Here is a 16,714-nt window from a genome sequence, read left to right as displayed (position 1 = left end):
ACCCTCGATTGGCGCCCACTAAGGTAAAGCGGTTGTTGCCCAGTCGACGGTGATGCTAAAGACTCGGCTTACGCCGGCATGGCCCCGAACCCGTCCATCAGGAACAGCCTGAGAACCAGCTTGATGACATTTCCCGGTTTGACTTCAGCCGTGCCAAAGACGCTGCGCTCGGCGAGCTCGCTGCAGTATGCGTAGATATCGCGGATAAGGTCCGCGCCCGAAAGCGTAAACATGTAGCCTGCGTCCGAAAGCGCATTGGGTGCGGCGGGCAACTTGGTCATGCGACAAAAGGTCAACAGGTCGGGCGCCATAGCGTCTTGGTAGCCAAGATGGCCGCCGTCTTTTTGTGCGGCGAGTTCCAGCTGGCGTACTCGATCCAGCGCCGCTGCCAGCACAAAGCTCGGTGTGGGCGCATTGACGTCTTCCGTGTTCGCCACGAGTTTGCCCGCCGCCTGTGTGACAAGCCAGGCGACCTCGCGCTGGCAACGCACGGCCTTGCGCGTAACCGGCTTGATGGACGAAGAAGAAACGCTCCCCTTAGGCGGATTCGAAGCAGCCATAAGACCCTCCCATGAACAATCCGGCCCAACAAGCCCGGATGAAACACGTGCTACATCAGTATACAGGGGAGTGGGGTAGCGGGGTACAAGCGCGCCAGCGGCAAACCGAGAGCATCAACAATGTGCCTCCGCTCTATTTGGACGATGGTACGTGGGTCATTAAGTACTCGGTTCAAGCGCCGGGTACCGTTGGTTTTCGAGACCAGAATTACAACCGTAAAATGCTCAACTGCATGGAATGTGACGTCCCAGTCGGAGTCATATTTGCAACCGAGGTGGGCTATAAGGTGCTCGGCCTTGCGTTTGTTGAGCGGTTCGAGCCCGAAAACGGATGGTTTGTTCTGCACGGTCCTGTTCATAAAGGCGGACCGGACCCTCGTTTTGCGCCCGACATGAGTTATCTGAAGCACATACCCGTCGATATTGAGTTTGCCGGACAGGGTGCGACCGACGATGAAATTTGGCTTTGGCGGTCTTTTACGATCGTGCTGTTTGATCGGATCGCGTGGCGATGCAATCTCGCACACGCCTGCCGGTGCATGCTCTTCCTGATTTGTATAGCGAGAGGGGAGCGAACGTGAGCTGGCGAGGCGATATTGCGATGGGGAAGTACGGAAAACTGCCGTGCGCCCTTATAGACAACAAAATGTTTCCGAGCGTAGAAGTTGATTGCGGGTCGTTTGTCGTCGCCTGTCCTTGCTGCGGCTCGCAAATACCGTGCCTCGACATTCGGTTCATCGATGCGTGCGACAGACTTAGCGACGAAGTGAGAAAACGGACAGGCGTTCATATGCCGGTGTATCAGGAGAAATGCCCTGTTTGTGGCCTCGATATCGTGTACGACGCCGGCGACGAGGGATAGGTGATGCGGAGGAGCTGGCTGTGAAGGCATCTCTGTCCCTATAAATAAATCCCCTCACCGAGCTGCTTGTGGAACTTGGCGTGATGGTCGCGTGCCCAGGTAAAGAGCGCCTGGTCAAAGTCGGTGCGCGTGGCCGGGACGCCAAAGACGCCGGCAACTTCGACACGCACAAACTCCAGTGCCGGCAGCTTGTTGATGGCGGTGAGGGCAAACGGGGACGTGGGTTCTTCGAACAGATAGTGGCTGCCTTGCAGCGCGTCGCAACTGGTGCACGTGTTGCCGAGCGACGGGGCTTTGGAGGCTCGTGCGCCTACGGGTTTGTAGCCACAGCGCTTAGAAAGATAGTCGCGGATCTCGCCCGGGACGCAGCCAAGAGCGGGAACAATGGCGAGCGCGTTGGCATTGGCCGTGTCGATGGTAATGTGCCCGGCTTCGTTGGGCGCGTGCGCAATGGCGATGCCCTTGCCGTCATCGGTTCGATAGGGAATACCGAAGGCCGCGACCGAGGTCTCTTCGTGGCATTTCCAGCACTCGCGCTTGCCCAGTACTAGATATATATACGGCGCTGAGGGGTCAGATCGGTCAACACCGGGCAGCCACTCGGCAAAGGGCTCGGGGTTGACGCCGCTGGGTACATACCAGATCTTCTTGGTCCGGTCCCATTTGGCGCCCAGCGCCTTGGCTTCTTCTTTGTGCGAAAAGGGGACATCGAGCTCGGTGCGCATGGCGGCTCCTTGGTGCTGCAGGTGCAAGTGGCTCAAGGATACCGTAGGGCGCAGACATCGCGGCGTTTTGCTTAGAAGTTGCGGTGCGGACTGATTGGTTATGCCGATGGATAGATCGGCAAGTAGATGGTCGGCTTTTGGCCAGTTGGGCGGTTGGAGCAGCTTGCGGCGCAGTTTTGTGCCTGGCTATTGTTGATGTTGGGGTATTGAATATATTTGGCTGCCATTCGTCAGGTGAATTGTTGTTACGTTGCGATGACGGTTGGAACTGCCAGCGGATTTAGCGACATAAAACAAAACAGCCCAGAGGACATAGTCTCTGAGCTGCGAACATTTGGTGGGCGTTAGAAGATTTGAACTTCTGACCTCTTCCGTGTCAGGGAAGCGCTCTCCCCCTGAGCTAAACGCCCGATCAAGGGTGCGCAAGCGCGCAAGGGATAATATAACGGAGCCTGAACTCGGTGGCAAGAACATTTTTAAAAATCGCTTACATTGTGGAATTCGGGGGTCTTGTCATATCCATTTCAAAAGAGCCTGCTGCCGCGATTTGGCTGTCGCATAATGCAAGGCCATTGCGGTGTCGAGCTATGGAAAGACGCCTGCGGAATTGTCCTACCGATAAGCGGACAAGCTTTCGGCTGGTGCCTTCGCCGTGGTAAGGTAAGCCGAATTGCTTCCAGACTGTTTCGGGGGAGTGGAATGAGCAAAGAGTGTGTCGAGCAGGTCGAAGGCGCAGGGGCTTCGGTGCCGATGACCGATATATCGAACATTGATGTGCCCGAGGGCACCGACGAGCTCAGCCGCAACACCCGTCGCGCATGGCGCGACCGCCTGAACAGCGCTTCGACGCGCAAGATGATCACGGGCGTCTTGGCTACGCTGGTGGGCGGTTCGTTTTGGGGCTTCTCGGGCACCAGCGCGAGCTTTCTGTTCGATACCTACCACGTCGACACCTTGTGGCTTATGAGCGTGCGTCAGATTCTCGCCGGTCTACTCTTTATGGCCGTGGTTGTTACGCGCGACCGCGAGCGCCTGATTAAGCTCTGGACCACACCCGCCGATCGCAAACAGCTGCTGCTCTTTACCGCCTTTGGTCTGCTGTTCAACCAGTTTTGCTATCTTTCGGCCGTGCGCCTGACGAACGCCGGAACCGCGACGGTGCTCCAGTGCCTGCAGCTCGTTATCATCATGGGCTACACCTGCGTGACCGATCGCCGCATGCCGCGTACTCGCGAAGTCATCGGCATTGGCCTGGCTCTGGGTGGAACCTTTTTAATCGCCACCGGCGGCGACCCCACCAGCCTGAATATCTCGCCACTTGGCCTGGCAGCAGGTCTTATGTGTGCGGTCAGCGCCACGTGTATGGCGGTGATTCCCGCCAAGATCCTGCCCGAATACGGCAGCCCAATCGTCACGGGCTCGGCAATGCTCACGGCGGGCGTGGTCTCGTGCGTCTTCGTGCAGCCTTGGGCGCATATGCCGGCACTCGACGCTGCCGGCGTCGAGGCGCTCGCGGTGTTCGTGGTTATCGGCTCGTTTTTTGCTTACATGCTCTATATGCAGGGCGTTAAGGACATCGGCTCGGTGCGTGCGAGTCTCATCGGAACTGTGGAGCCGGTTTCGGCGACCATCACCAGCGCCGTTATGCTGGGCACGGTGTTTTTGCCGACCGACCTTATCGGCTTTGCCATGATCATCGTGATGATGTTCCTCACGGTGTAGCTGGCGCCGCCGCCAAGACGGAAAAGGTGTTGTGCCGCATTTTCGCCAATTGATGTCCGTGTCTGGAGTTTAGCTGTCGATGCCCAAAATGCCATAAACTAGTAACGTTATGGACTTTTTCATTGCGACTCAATTGCGAGGATTTCTTTATGGCTGGTAATCACTTTAAGGGCAGCGATAGCGGCCGTCCTGCAGTTCCGCCGCGTCCGAACGGGGCTGGTAAGGCCGGCACGCCGGGCGGCGCTGGACAGGGCGGTTCCGGTAAGCGCGTGTCCCCGGGCGAGACGGCGATGTTTACCGCTCTGTACGAGCAGTCTCAAAAGGCAAAAAAGACCGGCCGTGCAAGAGGGAATGTCTTTGCGGGCGGTGCAACCTCCGCGTCGCAGCCGAGCGGGGCTCCTTCGGTACCTGCGAACAACGCAGGTGCTGCCAACGCCGCAAATGCCGCCGGCAACGTTAATGCCGGCAAGGCCGCCAACAATACTCCCTCTGCCGGTGGCGCGGGGCTTACGGGTAACCTTGGCACGATTTATACCGGTGCCTCCGAGACTGGCACGTTCGCCCGCCTGGATGATAGCGGTGCCGAGTTTGCGGGCTCGGGTTCCAAGGAAGATTATTACGATTTTGGCTTGAACTACGGTAGCGACGCTTCGTCGAGTTCGACCTCTGACGGTCTGGTCCGTCATCGCCATCGCAAGGGCGAACGCAAAAAGCGTCACACCGGCGCCATTATTGCCGCTGTAGTCGCGGTGCTTCTCGTTGCGCTTGGCGCAAGCGGCTTTATGCTGCTTAACTCGGCAAAGACCGTAAAGAGCGAAGCGAAGGAGGCTGTCGAGATCGTCGGTGGCCTTAAGGACAAGGTCACGTCGGGCGATTTTTCGACGCTGCCTGACGACGCGAAGAAGATTGATGAGCTTTGCGACAGCATGAAGGCGGAGACCTCGAGCCCGCTGTGGACGGCGGCTTCGTTTATCCCGGTGTATGGCAGCGACATCAATGCGGCCCGCACCATGATCGACGCCCTGTCCGATGTCTCGAGCAATGCGCTGGTTCCCATGGCCGATAACCTTTCGCAGGCCACGCCCGGCAAGCTGTTTCAGGACGGCATGATTAACGTGTCCGCGCTGCAGGCGGTCGCCGATTCGCTTTCCAGCAGCTCGAAGGTGTTCAAGAGCGCCAACGAGAAGATCCAGGGCATTGGCGATACTCATATTTCCCAGGTGACCGAGCTGGTCGATAAGGCCAAGGACGGCTTTGCCACCCTCAACGGCGCGGTTGACGCGGCGGAGAAGGTCGCCCCCGTCCTTCCCCAGATGCTCGGCGCCAACGGCCAGACGCGCAACTACCTTATGTACGCGATGAACAACGTCGAGATTCGTGCCTGCGGCGGCTTTGGCGGTTCGCAGGGCCTGATTTCGGTCACCGACGGCCAGATGTCGATTGGCGAGTTTGTTCCATGTATTGCGCTTGGCAAAGACGAGGCGGTTGAGAGCGTCGACGAAGAGGACGAGGCACTGTTTGGCGACCACAGTAACCTGTACAACTCTGGTAACGCGTATTCGCCCGATTGGCCCCGCAACTCGCAGCGTGTCGCCGCGCTGTGGAAGTCCCAGTATGGGCAGGACGTTGACGGCGTCGTGGGTATCGACCCGGTGTTCCTGCAGTATCTGCTGGGCCTCGTCGGTAATGTCTCGCTGCCCGACGGAACGGTTGTCGACGGCACCAACGCCGCAAAGGTCCTCATGCACGATGTGTACTGGAACTATCCGGTCGAGGAGTCTGACGGCATCTTTGCATCCGTCGCCAGCGCTGCCTTCGACAAGATCCTTGGCGGTATCGGCGATGTCGATGTTACGAAGCTTGTCAGCGCCGTTGAGCGCGGTGCCGAAGAGGGCCGCCTGATCGCGTGGATGAAAAACGATGACGAGCAGAATGCCATCAAAGAGACGGGCATTGACGCTTCGCTGCCCGATCCGGATGACCCGAGTGAAGATCCCGTCGCTGGTGTCTACTTTAACAACCTGAGCTTCTCCAAGCTCGACTGGTACCTGAATGCCGATACGCAGATTGGCCAGGGCGTCAAGAACGGTGACGGCACGTGCTCGTATCGCATCACCGTTACCCTGACGAACATCATGACGCAGGAGGAGGCAGGCAAGCTGCCCGACTACGTCGCGGCGAGCGCGCCCGATGCAGCGCGCGACGACGAGCGTCTGAATGTCTCGTTGTTTGCACCGACGGGCGGCAACATTACTGATCTGACCGTCGAGGGCACCCAGTTTGGTCTTGGCGCCGCTACGTGGCATGGAATCCCCTTCTATTCGGGCACCGTTGACCTGCATGCTGGCGAGACGACGACGATCACATATACGCTGACCACGTCGGCCGAGGCGGGGGACAAGTCGCTTACGCTGCGTCAGACTCCTACATGCCAGGCGGCTCGCGACAGCGCGTCGGCGTAGGGTTTTTCTGGTAGCGCAGATAATCGAGTACCATTTTGGGGCGGACAGACAATCTGTTCGCCCCTATTTTGTAAGGAGAGCGCATGAAGTACTTTGGCACCGACGGCTTTCGCGGTGAGGCCAATGTTGGGCTGACGGTAGAGCACGCTTATAAGATTGGTCGTTTTGTGGGCTGGTATTACGGCGCCAACCGCGAGCGCAAGGCACGCGTCATCGTGGGCAAGGACACGCGTCGCTCGAGCTACATGTTCGAGGCGGCGCTGGTGAGTGGCTTGGTCGCGAGCGGCGCGGACGCATATATGCTGCACGTGATTCCAACGCCGGGCGTGGCGCATCAGACCGTGGAGGGCTGCTTCGATTGCGGCATCATGATCAGCGCGAGCCACAACCCGTTTTGCGATAACGGCATTAAGCTCGTCAACAGCGACGGCTTTAAGATGGACGAGGACGTGCTGGAGCTCATCGAGGACTATATCGATGGTAAGAGCGAAGTTCCGCTGGCAACGGGCAACCACATTGGCGCCACGGTGGACTATATGCAGGGCCGCAACCGCTATATTGCTTCGCTCATCGCAAGCGCGAACTTTTCGCTGCAGGGTGTCAAAATCGGCATCGACTGCGCCAACGGCTCGGCGTCCTCGGTGGCCAAGCCGGTGTTCGACGCGCTGGGCGCCGATGTGCGCGTGATCAACGCCGCGCCTGATGGCTTTAACATCAACGTCGACTGCGGCTCCACGCATATGGAGCGTTTGCAGCGCCACGTGGTGGAGCAGGGCCTGGACGTGGGCTTTGCCTACGACGGCGATGCCGACCGCTGCCTGGCCGTGGACGAGCGCGGCCGCGTGGTCGATGGCGACCAGATCCTGTACGTGTGCGGCGTGTACCTGAACAAGCACGGTCGCCTTTCGGGCGGTACCGTGGTGCCGACGATTGCCAGCAACTTTGGCCTGGTCAAGTCGCTGGAGCTTGCCGGCCTGAGCGCCGTGACCAGCGGCGTGGGCGACCGTCACGTGTATGCCAAGATGCGCGAGGGCGGCTACAGCCTGGGCGGCGAGCAGACGGGTCATACGATCTTTGGCGATATCGAGCGCACGGGCGACGGCATCATGACCTCGCTGCGCGTAATGGAAGTGATTCGCGCCGAGCGCGAGACGCTCTCGCAGCTCACGGCTCCGTGCAAGCTGCTGCCGCAAGCGCAGGTTGCCGTGCGCGTGGCCGACAAGGATGCCGCGCTCGAGAACATGGGCGTGCAGGATGCGATCGCCGAGGCCGAGGCCGCGCTGGCGGGCGAGGGCCGCGTGCTCGTGCGCAAGAGCGGAACCGAGTCGGTGATTCGCGTGCTGGCTGAGGCTCCGGACCAATCGGCCGCCGACGCCGCCATGAAGCGCATCGCCGCTGCACTCGAGGCTCTGTAGTTACGCGGTTTCCCAAACCGCGTAACTGCTCGACGCTGCAAACGGCCCCAAGCGGCAATCTGACGTTCAATTTCAAGGGCGCGACCAGAAGGTCAGCGCCCTTTCATTTCACGTCACCTTGCTCGCTTGGGGTCGTTTTCGCTGACGTTTCCAGAACATCGGCGTCAACCTAGACGTTTAAGAACATCCCCAATGACTAGGTGGAAAAAGGGGGGCGCCGCGGAACCAACCCGCGGCGCCCCTTTTGCGTTGGCGTGTTGCCTAAGCTTTACAGCCCGTACAGCGTGGTGAACTTGTCCTGCAGGTAGCTGCAGTAGTAACGGGCGTCAAAGGCCATACCGCAGGCGCCCTTGATGAGTTCCGGCGCGTCTTTGGCGCGGCCCCACTGCCAAATGTGCTCGCCCAGCCAGGCACGGACGGGCGCCAAATCGCCGCTCGCGCAGGCACCGGTAAGGTCGACGCCGTCGCGGCACATGGCCGGCACAAACATAGCGTCGTAGGCGCTACCCAGCGCATACGTGGGGAAGTAGCCAAACGAGCCACCGCTCCAGTGCGTATCCTGCAGGCAGCCGTGCGTGTCGTCGGGAACGGGAATGCCCAGGTACTCATCCATAAAGCGATTCCAAAGCGCGGGGATGTCCTTGGCCGTGGCCTCGCCGGCAAACAGCATGCGCTCGATCTCGTAGCGCACCATAACGTGCAGCGGATAAGTGAGCTCGTCCGCCTCGGTGCGGATCAGCGACGGCCGTGCGATGTTCACGGCGCGGTAGAGCGTATCCTCGTCCACACTGCCATAGACCTCGGGCGCGTGACGGCGTAGCACCTCGAGCAGCGGGCCCATAAAGGCGCGGCTGCGACCCACGGTGTTCTCAAAGAAGCGGCTCTGGCTCTCGTGGATGCCCATGGAGGTGCCACCTTCAAGACAGGTGCGCGCATAGGCAGGATTGACGCCTAACTCGTACATGGCGTGGCCCGCCTCGTGGATGATGCTGTAGACGTTGGAGATGCAGTCGTCCTCGTAGATGTGCGTCGCGATGCGCGCGTCGCCCACGGCAAAGCCCTCGCTAAACGGGTGCTCGGTAAAGGCAAGCGTGGTGTCGTTCAGGTCCAGGCCGACGAGCTTCATAAGGTCGAAGCTCATGGCGCGCTGGGCGGCCTCGGGCACGCGGGCGTGCAAAAAGTCGGCAGCGGGCTGCTGGCCGCGCTCGCCGATGGCGTGCACGAGCGGCACGACCGTCGCCTTGACCTCATCGCAAAACGCATCGAAGCTCTTGGCGGAAAGGCCGCGCTCGTACTGGCCGAGCCAAACATCGTATGGGTCGCGCTTGGGGTCCATGAGCTCGGCCTGATGCTTGAGTTGGGCGACGATTCTATCCACATAGGGCTCAAAGCTCGCCCAGTCATTAGCCGTCTTGGCTTTGTGCCACACGGCGTCGGCCTCGCAGGTGAGCCTGGTCCAGGCCTCGGCCTCCTCGGTGGGAATAACGCTTGCCTCGCGCTGGTCGCGGCCGAGCACGCGGATCTCGTCGAGCAGCTGCGGGTCGTCGATCTTGCCGCCGGCGACGGTTTCGCGTGCCAGCGAGCGCACAAGTTCGACAGACTTTTCGCTGGTCAGGAGCTTATGATGCTCGCCGGCAAGGGTGCCCATGGCGTCGGCGCGCGCTGCGGCGCCGTTGGCGGGGGCAATGGTCGCGCCGTCAAACTCGGCAATCTTGAGCAGGTACTCGCGGGTCCACAGCTTGCCCTCGAGCTTGCGGAATTTCTTGACGGCCTTATCGACCTTCATGCCTTTGGGCGTCTTGCCCGCTGCGGGCTCGGCCTTCTTATCGTGCTTCTTTCCCATACCATATCCTTGATCTCGCGAGCCGAGCACCACGGATAGGCGCACGGCCAGTTTGCACAGCTACTTGCCTTGTACCCAGCACGAACAAAATGGAACGCGGCGATGCGCCCACACAATGTGCTATCCTATAGCCCAATGCGTTGACGGAGAGGGTTTTGCCCGCCGCGTCGCCGGCAAGAGAGGGAAGGTCATGGGCTGCAAGCCTTCCTGCGGTGGCAAGGGCCAAGCGTTCACTCCCGAGCAGCAACCTCAACGGGCGCGCGGCCAGTGGCGGCGATGTCCCCAGTAGGGAAGCCGTGAGCCTCGCGACAAGGGGCAAAGAGTGGGCGCGGCGGGCCAGACATCCGCCGGGTCAAACAAGGTGGTACCGCGGAATTCAACCGTCCTTGGGCAATGCACATGCCCGAGGACGGTTTTTTGTTACCGAACCGGGCCGCGTTTTCGCAACGTCAGACGGTGGCAGCCGCCTCGGCAAGCGGGGAGCGCGAGAGACGAAAGGGAAGACATGAGTCTGATTGATGATCTGGTCAAACTCGAGGAAGAGGCCAAGGAGCTCGTCGCAGGCGCCGACGACGCCGCAAAGCTCGAGGCCGCGCGCGTTGAGCTGCTCGGCCGCAAGGGCCGCATCACCGGCCTGATGCGCATGATGGGCAAGCTCGCCCCCGAGGATCGTCCCGTGATGGGCAAGCGCGCCAACGAGATGCGCCAGCTGATCGAGGGCATGCTCGACGAGCGCACCACCGAGATGAAGGCCGCCGCCCTCAAGCACGCACTCGAGCACGACGCCGTCGACATCACGCTGCCGGGCATCCGTCCGCAGATCGGTCACCAGCACCTGATCAAGCAGATCATCGAGGAGGCCGAGGACATCTTCTGCGGCATCGGCTACACCGTTGAGTCCGGCCCCATGGTCGACACCTCCTACTACAACTTCACCGCGCTCAACGCCCCCATGGATCACCCGAGCCGCTCGGCCCGCGATACCTTCTACGTGGTCGACAACAACCCCGGCAGCGTCGCGCACCCCGAGGCGCATGCCCATGGCGAGTCCGACGTACTGCTGCGCACCCAGACCTCGGGCGTGCAGATCCACACCATGGAGTCGCAAAAGCCGCCCATCTACATGATCTGCCCGGGCACCGTCTATCGTCCCGACACGGCCGACGCCTGCCACCTGCCGCAGTTCAACCAGATCGAGGGCCTGGTCGTCGACGAGGGCATCACCTTTGGCGATCTTAAGGGCACGCTCGACTACTTTGTTAAGTGCATGTTTGGCGAGGATCGCAAGACGCGCTACCGCCCGCACTTCTTCCCCTTCACCGAGCCTTCCTGCGAGGTGGACGTGAGCTGCCACGTGTGCGGCGGCAAGGGCTGCAACTTCTGCAAGCACAGCGGCTGGATCGAGATTCTGGGCTGCGGCATGGTCGACCCCAACGTCCTGATCAACTGTGGCATCGACCCCGAGAAGTACACCGGCTTCGCCTTTGGCATTGGCGCCGAGCGCGTCGCGGCCTTGCGCTACGACCTGCCCGACCTGCGCACGTTGATGACGGGCGACATGAGGTTCTTGAACCAGTTCTAGAACGCTTTCTTCTTAGTTGCAGTTTCCGGCTCAAAGCCGCATTTATGAAAGGAGACCAGTTATATGCGCGTTTCTTACGACTGGCTCAAGACCATGATCGATATTCCGGAGGATCCCAAGACCCTTTCGGACGAATATATCCGTACCGGCACCGAGGTCGAGGCGATCGACACCGTGGGCGAGTCCTTCGACCACGTGGTGACTGCCAAGGTGCTCACCAAGACCCCGCATCCCGATAGCGACCATATGTATGTGTGCTCGGTCGATGTGGGCGACAAGAATCTCGACGCCGACGGCAATCCCGCTCCGCTGCAGATCGTCTGTGGCGCGCAGAACTTCGAGGCCGGCGACCACATCGTCACGGCCATGATTGGCGCTGTCCTGCCCGGCGACGTCAAGATCAAGAAGAGCAAGCTTCGCGGCGTCGTATCCATGGGCATGAACTGCTCCGCGCGCGAGCTCGGCCTGGGCGGCGACCACTCCGGCATTATGATCCTGCCCGAGGATACGCCCTGCGGCATGCCGTTTGCCGAGTATGTTGGCTCGAGCGACACCGTGCTCGACTGCGAGATCACGCCCAACCGCCCCGACTGCCTGTCCATGATCGGCATGGCCCGCGAGACCGGCGCCATCTTCGACCGCGATTTCCACGTTGAGCTGCCCGCCATCAAGGCCGAGACTGGCCGCGCGACCGACGACGAGCTTTCCGTCGAGATCGCCGACGAGGGCCTGTGCGACCGCTACGTCGCCCGCATCGTGCGCAACGTGAAGGTCGGCCCCTCGCCCGACTGGATGGTCAAGCGCCTCAACGCCCTGGGCGTGCGCCCGCACAACAACATCGTCGACATCACCAACTATGTGATGATGCTCACCGGTCAGCCGCTGCACGCCTTTGACCTGGACACCTTTGCCGAGCGCGATGGCCATCGTCGCGTGGTGGTTCGCGCCGCCCAACAGGACGAGAAGTTTACGACCCTCGACGGCGAGGAGCGCGTGCTCGACGCCGGCATGGGCCTCATCACCGACGGCGAGCGCCCCGTGGCGCTGGCCGGCGTTATGGGCGGCATGGATTCCGAGATCGAGGACGACACCGTCGACGTGATGGTCGAGAGTGCCTGCTTCAACGCCGGTCGCACTTCGCACACCAGCCGCGACCTGTCGCTGATCTCCGATGCCTCCATTCGCTTTGAGCGCCAGGTCGACGAGACCGGCTGCGTGGATGTCGCCAACGTCACGTGCGCGCTGATCGAGGAGATCGCCGGCGGCGAGGTTGCTCCCGGCTACGTCGACGTTTTCCCCGCGCCCAAAACCATCGACAGCATTAAGCTGCGTCTGGCCCGCGTGCATGCCATCTGCGGCGCCGACATCGAGCCCGACTTTATCGAGCGCTCGCTCACCCGCCTGGGCTGCACCGTCGAGCTCGACGGCGAGGACTTTATGGTCACCCCGCCGAGCTTCCGTCCCGACCTGCCGCGCGAGATCGATCTGATCGAGGAGGTCCTGCGCCTGTGGGGCATGGGCCGCGTGACGGCGACCATCCCGGCTGCCAAGAACCATATTGGCGGCTTGACCCGCGAGCAGAAGCTCACCCGTAAGGTCGGCGAGATCCTGCGCGCCTGCGGCCTCAACGAGACCACGACCTTTGGCTTTGCCGCCCCGGGCGACCTGGAGAAGATCGGCATGTCCACCGAGGGCCGCGGTTGCCCCGTGGTGCTCATGAACCCGCTGGTGGCCGAGCAGACCGAGATGCGTCGTTCGCTGCTGCCGGGCCTGCTGCAGTCCGTGGCCTACAACGAGGCCCACGGCACGCCCAACGTGCACCTGTACGAGGTCGGCAGCTTGTTCCACGGTCGCGAGAACGCCAGCCTGCCCAAGGAGACCAAGTCCGTGGCGGGCGTGCTCTCGGGCCAGTGGAGCGAGCGGTCCTGGAATATGAAGTACCGCAAGCTGCGCTTCTTCTTTGGCAAGGGCATTGTCGAGGAGCTGCTCGCCCAGCTGCGCATCGAGAAGGTTCGCTTCCGTCCCGTCGAGGGCGAGGGCTACGCTTTCTTGCAGCCGGGTCGTGCGGCCGAGGTTCTGTCCGGCGGCACCGTGCTGGGCTGGGTCGGCGAGATTCACCCCAAGGCGCGCGAGGCGATGGGCATCGACGAGGTCGTCGTTGCCTTTGAGCTCGATCTGGACAAGCTGATCAAGGGCGCCCGCAACCAGGAGAACTACCGCGAGTTCTCGCAGTATCCGGCCGTTGAGCACGACCTTGCTATCGTGGTCGACAACTCCGTGACCTGCGAGGATCTTGAGCGCCGCATTACCAGCGCCGGCGGCAAGCTGCTCGAGGGCGTGCGCCTGTTCGACGTCTACCGCGATCCCATCCGCATCGGAGCGGGCAAGAAGTCTATGGCCTTTGCGCTTACGTATCGCTCCGACGACCACACGCTCACCAGCGAAGAGGTCGAGAAGGCGCACCAGAAGATCGTCACCAAGGTATGCAAGGGCGTAAACGGCGAGGTCCGCGGATAGGGCTTGCGCTGGGGTATGGGTCAGCGGTGGTTGCCGCCGAGTCTTACGTGACCGCTATGCTCGATATAAGGCACCGTTGAGCCTTCATATATGACACGCGCATTACATAACGGCGTGCTGCTTTGTCGGCAGCGCGCCGTTTTGCTATGATAGCCCGCGGCGTGTTACGAATCTTACAATGCGTAACACTGACAAGGTGATTTAAGCGGCGTTGCAATTCTGTGCGCCGATAACCGGGAGGCGTGCATGCACATTCCAGATAATTATCTGTCCCCGCAGACGGATGCCGTCATGGCAGTGGCAATGGTGCCCGTTTGGGTCCACTGCATCAAAAAGGTGCGTGCCACGCTCGATCGCGAGCACATGGCTTTCCTGGGCATCTGCGCCGCATTTTCCTTCTTGCTCATGATGTTCAACGTGCCGCTGCCCGGCGGCACCACGGGTCACGCCGTCGGCGGCGCGCTCATCGCGCTGCTGCTGGGCCCGGAGGCCGCGGCCATTGCTGTCTCGGTCGCGCTGGCGCTACAGGCACTGCTGTTTGGCGACGGCGGCATCCTGTCCTTTGGCGCCAACTGCTTTAACATGGCCTTTGTGCTGCCGTTTGTCGCTGCTATCGTGTTCCGTGCGCTCAACAGCCGTCTGCACGACAAGAGCTGGGGCACCTCGGTTTCTGCCGTCGTGAGCGGTTGGGTCGGCCTGTGCCTGGCGGCCCTGTGCGCGGCAATCGAGTTTGGTATTCAGCCGATGCTCTTTACCAACGCTTCGGGCGCGCCGCTGTATTGCCCCTTCCCGCTGTCCGTGGCTATTCCGGCCATGTTGATTCCGCATATGCTGGTTGCCGGCGTGATCGAGGGCGTGGCGACGGCCGCCATCTACGGCTTTATCAAGAAGACGGCGCCGAGCGTTATCGTCGGGCCCGAGGCCGTCGATGGCCAGCTTGCTGCCGAGGGCGCTGCTGCCAAGAAGACCTCGCTGGTCCCCACGCTCATCTTGGTTGCCGTGCTTGTCGTGGCCACGCCGCTGGGCCTGCTGGCCACGGGTGACGCCTGGGGTGAGTGGGACGCCGAGGGCGCCGCGACCGCCGTTCAGGAGGCTGGCGATGACAGCCTGCAGGCTTCGGTCGGTCTCGATGCCCCGACCTTTGCCGACGCGCTGCCCACGGGCGATTATCTGCAGGCCTATTCTGAGGAGCAGGGCCTTGGCTTTGCCGGCCAGGCCGCGATGTATATTCTTTCGGGCGTGATTGGCGTGGCGGTGCTCACCATCGCATTCCGTCTGATTTCGCTGACGGTCAAGGAAAGCGGTGCTCATGGCAATAGCCGAGCTGCCTAGCTGGCTTGCGGCCGAGGAACGATACGAGCCCGCGGGGGCTCGGCATCGTGTGATGCAAAAGAATGTCCTGCACCTGGCGAGCCTGCTTGAGCGGGTTCGCCTGGGTGGGGGCGCGCACGAGGGCGGGTCGATGGTCGACCGCGCCCTTTCTTGCGTTTCGGCTCCGGTGCGCCTGGTGGGGATGTTCGTCTGCGTCCTGTGCGTGTGTCTGACGCAGAGTCCGCTGTACCTGATGCTGATGGCGGCGATCGCGTTGGTGCTGGTCGCGGTGCGCCCCGCACGCGGGCTGCGTGCGACCTTTGTACCGGCGCTCTGCGCCACGGGGCTTGCGGTGGTTCTGGCACTGCCTGCCCTGCTGCTGGGCGCGTCTGCCACGAGCGCCATGCTCAAGATCGCGCTCAAGACCTTCATTAATGTGTCGCTGGTGCTGGGCGTTTCGTGGACGCTTACCTGGAGTCGCATGTCTGCGGCGCTTAAGATGCTGCGCCTGCCCGACGAGGTCATCTTTACCTTCGATATGGCGCTCAAGCATATCGAGGTGCTGGGACGCACGGCGCACGATCTGTGCGAATCGGTCATGCTGCGCAGCGTGGGTCGTGCGCCTGCGGGTTTTTCGCGCACCGACTCGCTGGCGGGTATCATGGGCATGACGTTTATCAAGGCGATGGAATGCAGCCGCGCGATGGACGAGGCCATGCTGTGCCGCGGCTTTGCCGGTACGTACCCGGCCCCCGCGCGGATCGGCTTTGGCTGGCGCGATGCCGTTTACGCGGCCGCTGTGGCGTTGCTCGCCGTGTTGTGCGCGGTGCTGTAGCGCGGGCGGTCGAACCGTCGATGTGAGTAGGGAAGGGCGACGTTTTGGCAAACGATACAAATGGCGCGATGGGTGCGAGCAGTGCTGCCGGCACCGAGGTCACGCCGCTCATCGAGTTTCGCGACGTGGTGTTTTCCTATGCGGGTCATACGGTTGTCGATGGTGTGTCGCTGCAGGTCGATCGTGGTGAACTCGTTGCCCTGCTCGGTCCCAACGGCTGCGGCAAGACGACGATTATGCGCCTTATTAACGGCCTTGAACTCGCGGACGCAGGGGCATACCTGTTTGACGGGCACGTGATCGATTCGGCGTTTCTAAAGGATTCCGCGGCCGCTCAGCGTTTTCATCAGCGCGTGGGCTTTGTGTTCCAGAATGCCGACGCCCAGCTCTTTTGCGCTACGGTGGGCGAGGAAGTTGCTTTTGGTCCCGCGCAGATGGGGTTGCCGGCAGACGAGCTCGAGCGCCGCGTGCGCGATGCCATGGGGCTGTTCCAGGTTGCCGACCTTGCCGACGCCTCTCCCTATCAGCTCTCGGGCGGGCAAAAGAAGCGCGTTGCGCTGGCCGCCGTCGTGTCGATGAACCCGGATATCTTGGTCCTCGACGAGCCTACCAATGGGCTCGACGAGGATTCATGCGACATCGTGGTCAACTTCTTGCTGGCCTACGTCGCGGCGGGTAAGACGGTCTTGATGAGCACACATCACCAGGATTTGGTGCGACGCCTGGGCGCCCGTGCAATCTATATCGATCGATATCACCATGTGGTTGAGGCGCCTTCGCCGTCGTATGGAACCGAAAGCGGTACTACAGACTAGTTGCTGCGTAGAGCGTGCGTAGCCGCCCGCGCGGCTTTGCCGTGATGGTATAGTTATCCAGGTTT

Annotated in this window: 12 protein-coding genes and 1 tRNA gene; 9 read left to right on the top strand and 4 right to left on the bottom strand. The window is 61.5% G+C overall.

Annotated features, from left to right (window positions below; all coding sequences use genetic code 11):
* Positions 1 to 68 precede the first annotated feature (68 nt).
* Positions 69 to 560, bottom strand: coding sequence for a hypothetical protein (locus DW913_RS00675; RefSeq protein WP_117797212.1), 492 nt, complete (start codon positions 558 to 560; stop codon positions 69 to 71).
* A gap of 11 nt (positions 561 to 571) precedes the next feature.
* On the opposite strand from DW913_RS00675, the gene DW913_RS00670 reads away from it, so the two are divergent.
* The gene (locus tag DW913_RS00670; RefSeq protein ID WP_117797210.1) at positions 572 to 1,141 is read left to right on the top strand and encodes a hypothetical protein; all 570 of its coding nucleotides are present in this window, start codon (positions 572 to 574) and stop codon (positions 1,139 to 1,141) included.
* A gap of 319 nt (positions 1,142 to 1,460) precedes the next feature.
* On the opposite strand, the gene DW913_RS00660 is transcribed toward DW913_RS00670, so the two are convergent.
* Positions 1,461 to 2,147 (bottom strand): DUF5710 domain-containing protein, encoded by a 687-nt coding sequence (locus tag DW913_RS00660; RefSeq protein WP_117797208.1) that lies wholly within the window; start codon positions 2,145 to 2,147, stop codon positions 1,461 to 1,463.
* Positions 2,148 to 2,482: 335 nt separating this feature from the next.
* A tRNA-Val gene (locus tag DW913_RS00655) sits at positions 2,483 to 2,557 on the bottom strand.
* A gap of 289 nt (positions 2,558 to 2,846) precedes the next feature.
* On the opposite strand from DW913_RS00655, the gene DW913_RS00650 reads away from it, so the two are divergent.
* The 3 genes from DW913_RS00650 to glmM all read left to right on the top strand — a co-directional run bounded on the left by DW913_RS00650 (position 2,847) and on the right by glmM (position 7,746).
* The gene (locus DW913_RS00650) at positions 2,847 to 3,869 is read left to right on the top strand and encodes a DMT family transporter (RefSeq protein ID WP_195645200.1); all 1,023 of its coding nucleotides are present in this window, start codon (positions 2,847 to 2,849) and stop codon (positions 3,867 to 3,869) included.
* Between the two features lie 149 nt (positions 3,870 to 4,018).
* On the top strand, positions 4,019 to 6,331 hold the full coding sequence (locus tag DW913_RS00645) for a DUF4012 domain-containing protein (protein WP_117797206.1): 2,313 nt from the start codon (positions 4,019 to 4,021) through the stop codon (positions 6,329 to 6,331).
* A gap of 83 nt (positions 6,332 to 6,414) precedes the next feature.
* Positions 6,415 to 7,746: a phosphoglucosamine mutase gene (gene glmM / locus DW913_RS00640; RefSeq protein ID WP_117797204.1), complete on the top strand. Its 1,332-nt coding sequence runs from the start codon at positions 6,415 to 6,417 to the stop codon at positions 7,744 to 7,746.
* A gap of 268 nt (positions 7,747 to 8,014) precedes the next feature.
* Here the strand turns inward: glmM and DW913_RS00635 are convergent, their stop codons facing one another.
* The gene (locus tag DW913_RS00635; RefSeq protein WP_117797202.1) at positions 8,015 to 9,589 is read right to left on the bottom strand and encodes a carboxypeptidase M32; all 1,575 of its coding nucleotides are present in this window, start codon (positions 9,587 to 9,589) and stop codon (positions 8,015 to 8,017) included.
* A gap of 505 nt (positions 9,590 to 10,094) precedes the next feature.
* Between DW913_RS00635 and pheS the strand changes: the two genes are divergently transcribed.
* The 5 genes from pheS to DW913_RS00610 all read left to right on the top strand — a co-directional run bounded on the left by pheS (position 10,095) and on the right by DW913_RS00610 (position 16,649).
* Positions 10,095 to 11,171 (top strand): phenylalanine--tRNA ligase subunit alpha, encoded by a 1,077-nt coding sequence (pheS, locus tag DW913_RS00630; protein WP_117797200.1) that lies wholly within the window; start codon positions 10,095 to 10,097, stop codon positions 11,169 to 11,171.
* 63 nt (positions 11,172 to 11,234) lie between these two features.
* The gene (gene pheT, locus DW913_RS00625; protein ID WP_117797198.1) at positions 11,235 to 13,688 is read left to right on the top strand and encodes a phenylalanine--tRNA ligase subunit beta; all 2,454 of its coding nucleotides are present in this window, start codon (positions 11,235 to 11,237) and stop codon (positions 13,686 to 13,688) included.
* 246 nt (positions 13,689 to 13,934) lie between these two features.
* Positions 13,935 to 15,020, top strand: a complete 1,086-nt coding sequence (gene cbiM / locus DW913_RS00620) for a cobalt transporter CbiM (protein ID WP_117797196.1) — start codon at positions 13,935 to 13,937, stop codon at positions 15,018 to 15,020.
* Positions 14,998 to 15,834 (top strand): energy-coupling factor transporter transmembrane component T, encoded by an 837-nt coding sequence (locus tag DW913_RS00615; protein WP_117797194.1) that lies wholly within the window; start codon positions 14,998 to 15,000, stop codon positions 15,832 to 15,834. The genes cbiM and DW913_RS00615 overlap by 23 nt, the downstream gene beginning before the upstream one ends.
* A gap of 44 nt (positions 15,835 to 15,878) precedes the next feature.
* The gene (locus DW913_RS00610) at positions 15,879 to 16,649 is read left to right on the top strand and encodes an energy-coupling factor ABC transporter ATP-binding protein (RefSeq protein WP_147349618.1); all 771 of its coding nucleotides are present in this window, start codon (positions 15,879 to 15,881) and stop codon (positions 16,647 to 16,649) included.
* Positions 16,650 to 16,714: the final 65 nt, after the last annotated feature.

It is taken from the genome of Collinsella sp. AM42-18AC, assembly GCF_003467965.1.
In the GTDB taxonomy this organism is placed as follows: domain Bacteria; phylum Actinomycetota; class Coriobacteriia; order Coriobacteriales; family Coriobacteriaceae; genus Collinsella.
This window is presented reverse-complemented; position numbering and strand designations above follow the sequence as displayed.